Genomic DNA, 12,679 nt, shown 5'->3' with positions numbered 1-12,679 from the left:
GCGATCTTTTGATTTTTCCATTGAAAACGCCGCTCCTGGTCAATGCATAAAACCCGCCGCTACAGACAGTTCCTTGCAAATTGCATGGATATAGGAAGTTCAAACTTTCTAAATCATTGAAATCTTGAGATTTATTTAAAGTTGGCGACTGGCACGGTGACTGCAATTCCTCCTTTGAAGAGTTGTAACACCATCTTTCCTGCCTGGAGCGATATAACAATGAATAGATCCTCTGATGGTTTCTCTCCTGCCTTCGAAGAAACGAGCACGCTTTCTGGCGTGTCCTGGGGGGCGATATTCGCAGGGGCCGCAGCGGCGGCAGCGTTGTCGCTGATCCTCGTGTTGCTCGGCTTTGGCCTGGGTTTTTCGGCGGTGTCGCCGTGGGCCCATGAAGGGGTGAGCGCCAAGGGCCTGGGTATTTCAACGATTGTCTGGCTGGCAGCGACGCAAATCGTGGCTTCCGGGCTTGGCGGTTATATCGCCGGTCGTCTGCGGGTGAGATGGGCGTACATGCACGGTGATGAGGTTTACTTCCGTGACACCGCCCATGGTTTTCTCGCCTGGTGCGTGGCGACGCTGGTGACGGCGACGCTGGTGGTCGGCTCGGTCAGCAGCATTGTCAGCGGTGGCGTGCAGGCTGGGGCTAGTGTGTTCGGTGGCGCCGCGAGTGCCGCGACTCAAGCCGCTGGCGCGGCTGCCGGCAACACTGACAGTGACCAGTATGGTTACTTCGTCGACAGCCTGTTCCGCGATGATCGCCCGACTGCGGTCAGTGATGACGCCGTTCATGGCACCGTGACGCGCATCTTCGTGCGCAGTCTGAGCAATGACGGTCAACTGGCTGCCGAAGATCGCACCTATCTGGCGCAACTGGTGGCTCAACGGACCAACCTCACTCAAGCGGACGCTGAACGTCGCGTTGATGAAGTGTATGCCCGCACGCAAAAAGCCGTGGCCGACGCCAAACTCGCCGCCAAACAAGCGGCGGACACCGCCGCCAAAGTCGCTGCCTGGACTTCGCTGTGGATGTTCATCGCGCTGCTGATCGGTGCGTTTTTCGCCAGCCTTGCTGCAACTTTCGGTGGCCGTCGTCGGGATGCGGTCGAGTACCTCGAAATCGACGCTTATGTATCCACCACTTCAGTACCTGTTCGTTAACCCAGGAGAACTCTCATGCGCTCACTACTGCTGTTCTTTCTTGGCATACCCATCCCGATCATCATCCTGATCGCTCTGTTTACCTGATACCCCTGGGGCTCATCTGCCGCTTCTGCCTCTGGTGGAAGCGGCGTTTTTGTGTGAATGATATTTACAATGATGTTGACTGGTAGTCCGCCATATCGCGAGCAGGCACAACAAACCTGTCTACTCAATCGGTGTACTGACAAAATCCTCAAGCCCTTCGGCATATTCGGTAAACGCACTGATCTGTGGAAACCGATTCACATCCACCTGATCCGGCACCACCAGATTGGTGAAACTCCAGGCCACTGCCAACGTAATCCCGTCTTGAGCAATCGTCCCGTCAGTCTTCAGCGGCTGCATTTCCAGCTCTCGCTCCAGCGCCGAATAGGCGGCCGCCAATTGCCCTTCAACCCGCTCCACCCACGGTTCAAACTGAATCTCCGCTGGCCGCAGGTTGCGTTCGTAGTAGAGCTGCACGGACTTTTCGCACGCTGCCAGTGCCAGGCCGATCAGGCGCAATGAGCGCAGGCGTTGATCGAGATCGTCGGGCATCAGGCTGTTGCCAGGACCGGCCAAGGCTTCCAGGTAATCGATGATCAGCGTCGAGTCGATCAACACCTCACCGTCGTCGAGCACCAGGGTGGGCGCCTTGACCACCGGGTTGATCTGCTGGAATTGCTCGAAATGCCGAAACACCGAAACCGACTGGTGTTCCAGTGGGATGCCAAGGCGTTTGGCGGAGATGGCGACGCGCCGCACGTACGGCGAATCCAGCATGCCGATCAGCTTCATAGAACCGCTCCTTCAGATGTCCATTTTGGACTACCTTAGCTGAGGTTCAGCGAGCTGGAAACGGCGTGCTGCTAATCTTCGAAGCCGACCTGTTCGTGAATCTCATCGACCTTCAATTCCAGCCGATAGGCCACGGCGATAAACAGCGCCTGGCACAGGCACAGCGTCGCACTCAACGAACGGAAGGCAAACGAACTGCCTTCGTTGACCAGCAGCACGGTGTTGGCGCGTTTTGCCAGAGGCGAGAGGTTGCTGTCGGTAATGATCAGGGTTTTTGCCTGATTATGCTGGGCGATTCGCAGGCAATGCTGGGTTTCCTTGCCGTAGGGCGTGAAGCTGATGGCGATCACCAGGTCATTGGCGCGCACGCTGCGCATCTGCTCGCGGTAGCTGCCGCCGAGCCCCGAGACCAGATGGATACGCTTGTTGGTGTGTTGCAGGTTGTAGACCAGGTAGTCGGCTACCGCGAACGAACGACGCACCCCGACCACGTAGATGTTGTCGGCGTTCACCACCAGGTCGACGGCCTTGTCGAAGGCCTGATCATCGAGCTCCAGCCCCAGCCGTTCGATGCCTGAGAGGGTCGCATTGATGCACTCGCGCGCCAGGTCGCCGCCGCTGGCCTTCTGCGACTTGTTGGCGATCATGCTGCGAATGCGCTGCTGGTAGTTCTGAACCGGCGTGGTCTTGTGGGTATAGGCCTCGCGGAACAGCGCCTGCATTTCGCTGAAGCCGCTGAACCCGAAACGCTGGGAAAACCGCACGATCGCCGAGGGGTGCACTTCGCACTCGCGGGCGATGTCGCTGATGCGGTCGACCATGATCCGGTCGCTCTGCTGGCTCATGTAACTGGCGATGCGCTTGAGCTGACGCGGCAGGCTTTCGTATTCGTGGGTGATCAGTTGCAGCAGACGCTCGGCATTGATCGGGGGGCTGGCGAGATCGCTGTCGGGCGTGCTCTCGGTCGTCGCCGGCTGATCGGTGCGGGTCATAAGGAATCCTTCTGGCTTGTTCTTATAGGGAGGACGGATGGCGTCATCCCCTGACAATAGGTTGGCTGTGCGCAGTCTACAGGGTAGGCCGGAATAAAATCTTGAGCTTGCGGTCAGTACGAGGTGTGCTGAAACGATGCACTGCCGCTGAAACGCCTGTATCAAAGTTTATTGGAAAAAATATTCCACGTAAAAAATATTTAGAATAATTATTGATTGTTCGGTCCCGTACGTTTTAGTCTGCATCCACCAAGAGTGTTCGGCGCGGCCATCGCCCCGAACGCAGGATGATAAAAATAACAGGAGCCAGCATGGGCCAGACTCGTTTTGCCAGTGGGCGTCAATTGGATCTGATTTGCCTGGGGCGCCTGGGCGTCGACCTCTATGCGCAGCAAGTCGGGGCGCGGTTGGAAGATGTTTCAAGCTTCGCCAAATACCTCGGTGGATCGTCCGCCAACATCGCCTTCGGCACGGCTCGGCTGGGCCTGAAGTCGGCGATGCTGAGCCGGGTAGGGGACGACCACATGGGCCGCTTCCTGGTGGAATCCCTGGCCCGCGAAGGTTGCGACGTCAGCGGGATCAAGGTCGATCCGGAGCGCCTGACCGCCATGGTCCTGCTGGGCCTCAAGGATCGCGAAACCTTTCCTTTGGTCTTCTACCGCGAAAACTGCGCCGACATGGCGCTGCGGGCCGAAGACATCAGCGAAGCCTTCATTGCTTCCAGCAAAGCCTTGCTGATCACCGGCACCCATTTCTCCACCGATGGCGTCTACAAGGCGAGCATCCAGGCGCTGGATTACGCCGAGAAGCACAACGTCAAACGGGTGCTGGACATCGACTATCGCCCAGTACTCTGGGGCCTGGCCGGCAAGGCCGACGGCGAAACCCGTTTCGTCGCCGACCAGAACGTCAGCCAGCATGTGCAGAAAATCCTCCCGCGTTTCGACCTGATCGTCGGCACGGAAGAAGAATTCCTGATTGCCGGCGGTTCCGAGGACTTGCTCACCGCGCTGCGCAATGTGCGGCGCCTGAGCGCGGCGACCCTGGTGGTCAAGCTCGGCCCGCAGGGCTGCACGGTGATTCACGGGGTGATTCCGGTACGTCTTGAAGACGGCGCCATTTACCCCGGCGTGCGGGTGGAAGTGTTGAATGTGCTGGGCGCCGGCGATGCATTCATGTCCGGTTTCTTGAGCGGCTGGCTCGAGGATGCGAGCGACGAGCGCTGCTGCCAGTTGGCCAATGCCTGCGGCGGTCTGGTGGTGTCGCGCCATGCCTGCGCACCGGCCATGCCGACCCGTGCCGAACTCGATTATCTGTTTAACAGTCCGGTGCCGATTACCCGGCCGGATCAGGACGCGGTGTTGCAGCGTCTGCATCAGGTCAGCGTGCCGCGCAAACAGTGGAAGCAGCTGTTCATTTTTGCCTTCGACCATCGCGGGCAACTGGTGGAACTGGCCCAAAAGGGCGGTCGCGACCTGAACGCCATCGGCGAACTCAAGCAACTGTTTATCAAGGCTGTGGAACGGGTCGAAGCCGATTTGCGCGAGCAGGGCATCGAGGCCGATGTCGGGCTGCTGGCCGATCAACGCTTCGGCCAGGACTCGCTGAACGCCGCCACCGGTCGCGGCTGGTGGGTGGCGCGTCCGGTGGAAGTGCAGGGTTCGCGGCCATTGGCCTTCGAACATGGGCGCTCCATCGGCAGCAACCTGATTGCCTGGCCGCAGGAACAAATCATCAAGTGCCTGGTGCAATTCCATCCCGACGACGAGCCGCTGCTGCGTCTGGAACAGGAAGCGCAGATCAAGGGTTTGTACCAGGCGTCCCAAGTCAGCGGTCATGAGCTGCTGCTGGAAATCATCCCGCCCAAGGATCATCCATCGACCCATCCGGACGTTCTGTATCGCGCCCTGAAACGCCTCTACAACCTGGGCATTTACCCGGCGTGGTGGAAGATCGAAGCGCAGAGCGCCGAGGAGTGGAAACAACTCGACGAACTGATTCAGGAGCGTGATCCGTACTGCCGAGGCGTGGTGCTGCTGGGCCTGAATGCACCGGCATCGGCACTGGCCGAAGGGTTTCAACAGGCCAGACAGAGCCAGACTTGCCGCGGGTTTGCAGTCGGTCGGACGATTTTCCAGGAGCCGAGCCGCGCGTGGATGGCCGGTGAAATCGACGATGAAGCGCTGATCCGTCAGGTGCAGGACACCTTCGTCGAATTGATCGATGCCTGGCGCACAGCCCGCGCTTGATGGAACACCGCAATACCTGTGGGAGTGAGCCTGCTCGCGATAGCTGACTGACAGTCAACATTGAAGGCGCCTGATACACCGCTATCGCGAGCAGGCTCGCTCCCACAAGGGGTTTTGTATCGCTCTTACTGATGTGTTTAAAACAATAAAAGGTGCAGCCATGCCCGCTATTCGAATTGGCATCAACCCGATCTCCTGGAGCAACGACGACCTGCCGTCACTCGGTGGCGAGACGCCGCTGAGCACCGCCCTGAGTGAAGGCAAGGAAATCGGCTACGAAGGTTTCGAACTCAACGGCAAGTTCCCCAAGGATGCCAAAGGCGTCGGTGACGTGCTGCGGCCATACGACTTGGCCCTGGTGTCCGGCTGGTATTCCAGCCGTCTGGCCCGCCGCTCGGTGGCCGAAGAAATCGATGCCATCGGCAGCCATGTCGAGCTGTTGGCGAAGAATGGCGCCAAGGTGCTGGTGTACGGTGAAGTCGCTGACTCCATTCAAGGCCAGCGCATTCCTCTGGTTGAACGCCCGCGATTCCACACCGAACACGCCTGGGAGGAATACGCCGACAAGCTCACCGAACTGGCGCGCTTCACCCTGTCCCAAGGCGTCCGTCTGGCCTACCACCATCACATGGGTGCCTACGTCGAATCCCCGGCAGACATCGACAAGTTGATGGCGTTGACTGGCAGTGAAGTCGGTCTGCTGTTCGATTCGGGCCATTGCTACATGGGTGGCGGCGAGCCGTTGCAGGTGCTGCGCAAACACATCGAACGTATCTGCCACGTGCATTTCAAGGACGTGCGCAAACCGGTGGTGCAACTGGCACGCAACAACCTGTGGAGCTTCCCGGACTGCATCATCAACGGCACGTTCACCGTGCCCGGCGATGGCGATATCGATTTCGGCGCCTTGCTCGACGTGCTGCTGGCGGCCGGTTACCACGGCTGGCTGGTGGTCGAAGCCGAGCAGGATCCCGCGGTGGCGCCAAGTTACGTCTACGCCAAAAAAGGCTACGACACCTTGCGTGCGCTGCTCGACGAGAGGATTGCATTATGAGCCTGCTGGTCAAAAGCAACGCCCATGGCCGGACCATGGTCGAGCTGGGTAAAGGTGAGCTGGAATACGTCGGCTTCGCCGCTTACCGCTTGAGCCTGGGCGAGACCTTGCCGGTGTCGGCCGGTGAAAAAGAACTGTGCCTGGTGCTGCTCAGCGGTCGAGTCAGCATCAAGGGCGAAGCGCCGGGGCAGGGCGCGTTCGACTGGGACAACATCGGCGATCGTCAGTCAGTGTTCGAAGACAAATCCCCGTTCGCCGCGTACTTGCCACCCGGCAGTCAGGCGCAAGTGGTCGCGCTCAGCGATGTGCAAATCGCCGTGTGCGCCGCCCCCTGCTCGACCACCAACGGCCTCGGCCCACGGCTGATCAAACCCGACACCATGAAACGCAGCGTGCGCGGCAAAGGCGCCAACACCCGTTACGTCTGCGACATTCTGCCGGACACCGAGCCGGCCCATTCGCTGCTGGTGGTCGAAGTGCGCACGCCGTCGGGTCACTCGTCGAGCTACCCGCCGCACAAGCACGACACCGAGGATTTGCCGCACCAGAGTTTTCTTGAGGAAACCTACTACCACCAGATCAACCCGCCCCAGGGCTTCGTGTTCCAGCGGGTCTACACCGACGATCGCAGTATCGATCAGGCCATGGCCGTGGAAAACAGCGACCTCGTGGTCGTGCCCAAGGGCTATCACCCGGTCAGCGTGCCGTACGGCTACGAGTCGTACTACTTGAACGTGATGGCCGGCCCGAAACGGGTCTGGCAGTTCCATAACGATCCGCAGCACAGCTGGCTGCTGGATCTCTGAACTGAAAAGCCTGAATTCCAACCTCTGCACGGAGAACACGATCAATGAGCGACGCCCCGGTCATCGGCCATTACATCCACGGTCAAGTGCAAGACAGCAGCAGCGAACGATTCAGCAACGTCTTTAATCCGGCCACCGGCAGCGTTCAGGCGCGCGTCGGGCTGGCCAGCCAGAAGACCGTCGACGAAGCCGTCGCCTCGGCCCTGAAAGCCTTTCCGGCCTGGTCCGAACAATCGTCCCTGCGCCGTTCGCGGGTGATGTTCAAGTTCAAGGAATTGCTCGACCAACATCACGATGAACTGGCAGAAATCATCAGTCGCGAACACGGCAAGGTGTTTTCGGACGCCAAGGGCGAAGTCACCCGGGGCATCGAAATCGTCGAGTACGCCTGCGGTGCGCCGAACCTGCTGAAAACCGAGTTCAGCGACAACATCGGCGGCGGCATTGATAACTGGAATCTGCGTCAGCCGCTGGGCGTGTGCGCCGGCGTCACACCGTTCAACTTCCCAGTGATGGTGCCGCTGTGGATGATCCCGCTGGCGCTGGTCACCGGTAACTGCTTCATCCTCAAACCGTCCGAGCGCGATCCGTCCGCCAGTGTGCTGATGGCCCGTCTGTTGAGCGAAGCCGGTTTGCCCGACGGCGTGTTCAACGTGGTTCAGGGTGACAAAACCGCGGTCGACGCCTTGCTGCAACACCCGGACATCGAGGCGATTTCCTTTGTCGGCTCGACGCCGATTGCCGAGTACATCCACCAGCAAGCCACCTCCCGCGGCAAGCGCGTGCAGGCGTTGGGCGGGGCGAAGAATCACATGATCGTCATGCCTGACGCGGATCTGGATCAAGCGGCGGATGCCTTGATTGGCGCGGCTTACGGCTCGGCCGGCGAGCGCTGCATGGCGATTTCGATTGCCGTGGCGGTGGGCGATGTCGGCGACCAGCTGATTGCCAAACTGCTGCCGCGTATCGATCAACTGAAAGTCGGCAACGGCCTGAAGGGCGACAGCGATATGGGGCCATTGGTGACCGCCGAGCACAAGGCCAAAGTCGAAGGTTTCATCGACGAAGGCGTGGCCCAGGGCGCCCAGCTAATTGTCGACGGTCGTGGGTTCAAGGTGCCCGGCGCCGAGAACGGCTTCTTCGTCGGCGCGACGCTGTTTGATAACGTGACGACTGAGATGAGCATCTACCAGCAGGAGATCTTCGGCCCGGTACTGGGCATCGTTCGCGTGCCGGACTTCGCCAGTGCCGTCGCGTTGATCAACGCCCACGAGTTCGGCAACGGCGTGTCCTGTTTCACCCGCGATGGCGGCATCGCCCGAGCCTTCGCCAGCACGATCAAGGTCGGCATGGTCGGCATCAACGTGCCGATTCCGGTGCCGATGGCCTGGCACTCTTTCGGCGGCTGGAAACGCTCGCTGTTCGGTGATCACCACGCTTACGGCGAAGAAGGCATCCGCTTCTATAGCCGCTACAAAAGCGTGATGCAGCGCTGGCCCGACAGCATTGCCAAAGGCCCTGAATTCAGCATGCCAACGGCCAACTAATTCACCTGTGCGGAGAACAACAATAATGAGCAAACCCCTGCGTTTCGCCCTGAACCGTATGGTCGCCCCACGTTTGTCCCTGCCCGCGTTCATCGAGCTGGCGGTGACCCTCAAGGCCGACGCCATCGAAATTCGCAACGACCTTAAAGGCGTCGAGATCGAAGACGGCACCGCACCCGAGCGCGTCCGTGAGTTGTGTGCCGCCAAAGGCATTACGGTGCTGTCGATCAACGCGCTGTATCCGTTTGATGTGTGGAATGACGAGCGCCGCACACACGCCTTGAAGCTGGCTGCTTATGCCCGTGATTGCGGCGCACAGGGGTTGGTCATGTGTCCGCTCAACGACCGTGCCGATCCGCGGAACGAGGCCGCACGTGCTTCAGGTTTGCGCACGGCGTTGACTGAGCTGGCGCCGATCCTGCGTGAACACGGCATTCTCGGTTTCATCGAACCGCTGGGTTTCGAAGAGTGCTCGCTGCGCCGTAAACGCACGGCGGTGGACGCGATCAAGGACATCGGCGGGCTGGATGTGTTCTGTCTGGTTCACGACACCTTTCACCATCACCTGGCCAGCGAGCATGAGTTCTTCCCCGAGCTGACCGGGTTGGTGCACATCTCCGGTGTCGAGGATGCCGAGGCACCGCTGGCGACCATTCGCGACGGCCACCGGGTGCTGGTGGGCGAGGGCGACATCCTTGGCAACGCGGCGCAAATCGACACCTTGCTCAGCAGTGGTTACAGCGGCTACCTGTCGTTCGAACCGTTTGCCGACAGCGTCCATGGCCTGGCGGATATCCAGCAGGCGATCGGCGCGAGCATGGAACACCTGCAAAAATCTCTGGCCTGACAACACTTTCGGGCTGATGGAAATCAACTGTGGGAGCGAGCCTGCTCGCGATGATGGCGGCACATTCAACATTGATAGCGCCTGACACACCGCAATCGCGAGCAGGCTCGCTCCCACAAAGGTTTCTTCGTGTATTGAAGGATCGGTTATGACTACGACACGACTGACCATGGCCCAGGCCCTGGTGAAATTCCTCGATAACCAGTACATCGAGGTCGATGGGGTTCAAAGCAAATTCGTCGCCGGGATCTTTACCATTTTCGGCCACGGCAACGTGCTGGGCCTGGGCCAGGCCCTGGAGCAGGACAGCGGTGACCTGATCGTCCATCAGGGGCGCAACGAGCAAGGCATGGCCCACGCGGCCATCGGTTTCGCCAAGCAACACCTGCGGCGCAAGATCTACGCCTGCTCCTCATCGGTAGGGCCGGGCGCGGCGAACATGCTGACCGCCGCCGCGACGGCGACCGCCAACCGCATTCCCTTGCTGCTGTTGCCCGGCGATGTCTATGCCTGTCGCCAGCCAGACCCGGTGTTGCAACAGATCGAGCAGTTCCACGACTTGAGCATCAGCACCAACGACGCATTCAAGGCCGTGAGCAAATACTGGGACCGCATCAACCGTCCCGAGCAACTCATGACGGCTGCAATCCACGCCATGCGTGTGCTCACCGACCCCGCCGAAACCGGCGCGGTGACCCTGGCCTTGCCGCAAGACGTGCAAGCCGAGGCCTATGACTATCCTGATTACTTCCTGCAAAAACGCGTGCACCGCATCGAGCGCCGTCCGGCTACCGAAGCGATGCTCGGCGATGCCTTGGCGCTGTTCAAAGGCAAGCGCAAGCCGCTGATCATTTGCGGTGGCGGGGTCAGATACTCTGGCGCCAATGCCGCGTTGCAAGCGTTTGCCGAGCGCTTCGATATTCCCTTCGCCGAAACCCAGGCAGGCAAGAGTGCGGTGGTGTCCAGTCACCCACTGAACGTTGGCGGGATCGGTGAAACCGGCTGCCTGGCGGCGAATCTGTTGGCCAGGGATGCGGATCTGATCATCGGTGTCGGCACCCGCTACAGCGATTTCACCACAGCGTCGAAATCCCTGTTCCAGCATCCGGACGTGCAATTCCTCAACCTCAATATCAGCCCGTGCGATGCCCTGAAGCTCGACGGTGTGCAACTGTTGGCGGACGCCAAAGTCGGGCTGCAAGCCTTGGCTGAAACCTTGGGCGATTACCGTTCTGCGTGGGGTGATCAACCGCGTCAAGCCAAGGCGCAACTGGACAAGGAAGTCGACCGCATCTATCAGGTTGAATACCAGAGCAAAGACTTCATCCCGGAAATCAACGACCACATGGACCCGGCGGTGCTGCGCGAATTCATCGAGCTGACCGGTTCCTGCCTGACCCAGAGCCGCGTGCTTGGCGTGCTCAATGAAACCCTCGCTGATGACGCCGTGATCGTCGCCGCCGCCGGCAGCTTGCCCGGTGACTTGCAGCGCAGCTGGCGCAGCAAGGGCGTGAACACCTATCACGTCGAGTACGGCTATTCCTGCATGGGTTACGAGATCAACGCCGCACTGGGCGTGAAACTCGCCGAGCCGGATCGCGAGGTCTACGCGCTGGTTGGCGACGGCTCCTACATGATGCTGCACTCGGAGCTGGCGACCTCGATTCAGGAGCGACGCAAGATCAACGTGGTGTTGCTCGACAACATGACTTTCGGTTGCATCAACAACCTGCAGATGGAACACGGCATGGACAGCTTCGGCACCGAGTTCCGCTTCCGCAATCTGGAAACCGGCAAGCTCGACGGCGGTTTCGTGCCGGTGGATTTCGCCATGAGCGCGGCGGCCTATGGTTGCAAAACCTACAAAGTGAACACGGTCGAAGAACTGAACGCGGCATTGGCCGATGCGCGATTGCAGACCGTGTCGACGCTGATCGACATCAAGGTCTTGCCCAAAACCATGATTCACAAATACCTGTCGTGGTGGCGGGTCGGCGTGGCGCAAGTCTCCACCAGCGCCCGCACCGATGCAGTGGCCAAGACCCTGAATGAACGACTGGCCAAGGCCCGTCAGTACTGATTGCCCCTGACACCAACAACAAATTTTCACAGGAGAATCTTCATGTCATTGCTCTCTAATTCACTGCGGATCGGCGTCATTGGTACCGGGGCCATCGGCCAGGATCACATCCGTCGTTGCAGCCAGACCTTGCTCAACAGCCAGGTGGTCGCGGTCACCGACATCAATTTGCAACAAGCCGCGAAGGTCGTTTCCGACCTGAAGCTGACCGCCGAGGTTTATCCCGACGGCCACGCGCTGATCAAGGCGCCGGAGGTCGAAGCGATCCTCGTCACCTCCTGGGGCCCGAGTCACGAAGAGTTCGTGCTGGCGGCGATTGCGGCGGGTAAGCCGGTGTTCTGCGAGAAGCCGCTGGCGGTCACTGCTGAAGGCTGCCGCAAAATCGTCGAGGCCGAAGTGGCCCACGGCAAACGCTTGGTCCAGGTCGGTTTCATGCGCCCGTATGACGAAGGTTATCGGGCACTGAAAGCCGTGATCGACAGCGGTCAGATTGGTGAGCCCTTGATGTTGCACTGCGCGCACCGCAACCCGACCGTGGGTGAAAACTACAAGACCGACATGGCGATCACCGACACGCTGATCCATGAGCTGGACGTGTTGCGCTGGTTGCTCGAGGACGATTACGTGTCGGTGCAAGTGGTGTTCCCGCGCAAGAGCAGCAAGGCGCTCGCGCATTTGAAAGACCCGCAGATCGTGCTGCTGGAAACCGCCAAGGGCACGCGCATCGACGTGGAGGTGTTCGTTAACTGCCAATACGGCTACGACATCCAGTGTGAAGTGGTGGGGGAGACCGGCATCGCCAAACTCCCCGAGCCGTCGCAGGTTCAGTTGCGCAGCGGGGCGAAGTTGTCCAACGCGATTCTGATGGACTGGAAGGATCGCTTCATCGCGGCGTACGACATTGAGTTGCAGGCGTTCATCGATGGTGTGCGGGTCGGGCAGGTCGGTGGTCCTTCGGCGTGGGATGGGTTTGCGGCGGCGGTGGCGGCGGATGCGTGTATCGAGGCGCAGAACAGCGGGGCGATCGTCAAAGTCGGCCTGCCAGACCGCCCACACTTCTACGGCTAAACACCAATCCCTGTGGGAGCGAGCCTGCTCGCGAAGGCGTAATGTCAGTCAACATTGAT

10 protein-coding genes are annotated in these 12,679 nt (G+C 60.0%); 8 read left to right on the top strand and 2 right to left on the bottom strand.

Annotated features, from left to right (window positions below; translation table 11 throughout):
- Positions 1-219: 219 nt before the first annotated feature.
- Positions 220-1,158: a hypothetical protein gene (locus QFW87_RS16240; RefSeq protein WP_283188244.1), complete on the top strand. Its 939-nt coding sequence runs from the start codon at positions 220-222 to the stop codon at positions 1,156-1,158.
- A gap of 207 nt (positions 1,159-1,365) precedes the next feature.
- On the opposite strand, the gene QFW87_RS16235 is transcribed toward QFW87_RS16240, so the two are convergent.
- Both QFW87_RS16235 and QFW87_RS16230 read right to left on the bottom strand, forming a co-directional pair.
- The gene (locus QFW87_RS16235; RefSeq protein ID WP_283183979.1) at positions 1,366-1,977 is read right to left on the bottom strand and encodes a glutathione S-transferase; all 612 of its coding nucleotides are present in this window, start codon (positions 1,975-1,977) and stop codon (positions 1,366-1,368) included.
- A 71-nt stretch (positions 1,978-2,048) separates the two neighbouring features.
- On the bottom strand, positions 2,049-2,969 hold the full coding sequence (locus tag QFW87_RS16230; RefSeq protein WP_283183980.1) for a MurR/RpiR family transcriptional regulator: 921 nt from the start codon (positions 2,967-2,969) through the stop codon (positions 2,049-2,051).
- A gap of 311 nt (positions 2,970-3,280) precedes the next feature.
- On the opposite strand from QFW87_RS16230, the gene iolC reads away from it, so the two are divergent.
- The 7 genes from iolC to QFW87_RS16195 all read left to right on the top strand — a co-directional run bounded on the left by iolC (position 3,281) and on the right by QFW87_RS16195 (position 12,620).
- The gene (iolC, locus tag QFW87_RS16225; protein ID WP_283188243.1) at positions 3,281-5,218 is read left to right on the top strand and encodes a 5-dehydro-2-deoxygluconokinase; all 1,938 of its coding nucleotides are present in this window, start codon (positions 3,281-3,283) and stop codon (positions 5,216-5,218) included.
- A gap of 160 nt (positions 5,219-5,378) precedes the next feature.
- Positions 5,379-6,272, top strand: coding sequence for a myo-inosose-2 dehydratase (gene iolE, locus QFW87_RS16220; protein WP_283183982.1), 894 nt, complete (start codon positions 5,379-5,381; stop codon positions 6,270-6,272).
- Entirely contained in the window at positions 6,269-7,078 is an 810-nt protein-coding gene (gene iolB, locus QFW87_RS16215) for a 5-deoxy-glucuronate isomerase (RefSeq protein ID WP_283183983.1), read from the top strand. Before iolE ends, iolB begins: the two co-directional genes overlap by 4 nt.
- Positions 7,079-7,122: 44 nt before the next feature.
- Positions 7,123-8,625 carry a CoA-acylating methylmalonate-semialdehyde dehydrogenase gene (locus QFW87_RS16210; RefSeq protein WP_283183984.1) on the top strand — a complete coding sequence of 501 codons (1,503 nt, stop codon included), beginning with the start codon at positions 7,123-7,125 and terminating at the stop codon, positions 8,623-8,625.
- A gap of 25 nt (positions 8,626-8,650) precedes the next feature.
- The gene (locus QFW87_RS16205; protein WP_283183985.1) at positions 8,651-9,472 is read left to right on the top strand and encodes a TIM barrel protein; all 822 of its coding nucleotides are present in this window, start codon (positions 8,651-8,653) and stop codon (positions 9,470-9,472) included.
- Between the two features lie 148 nt (positions 9,473-9,620).
- On the top strand, positions 9,621-11,552 hold the full coding sequence (gene iolD / locus QFW87_RS16200) for a 3D-(3,5/4)-trihydroxycyclohexane-1,2-dione acylhydrolase (decyclizing) (protein ID WP_283188242.1): 1,932 nt from the start codon (positions 9,621-9,623) through the stop codon (positions 11,550-11,552).
- 42 nt (positions 11,553-11,594) lie between these two features.
- Positions 11,595-12,620 (top strand): Gfo/Idh/MocA family oxidoreductase, encoded by a 1,026-nt coding sequence (locus QFW87_RS16195; RefSeq protein ID WP_283188241.1) that lies wholly within the window; start codon positions 11,595-11,597, stop codon positions 12,618-12,620.
- The last annotated feature ends 59 nt before the right edge of the window (positions 12,621-12,679 follow it).

Origin of the sequence: Pseudomonas sp. PMCC200344 (assembly GCF_030053095.1) — a bacterium.
GTDB lineage: Bacteria > Pseudomonadota > Gammaproteobacteria > Pseudomonadales > Pseudomonadaceae > Aquipseudomonas > Aquipseudomonas svalbardensis.
The sequence above is the reverse complement of the archived record's forward strand: the minus strand, read 5'-3'. Positions and strand labels throughout refer to the sequence as shown.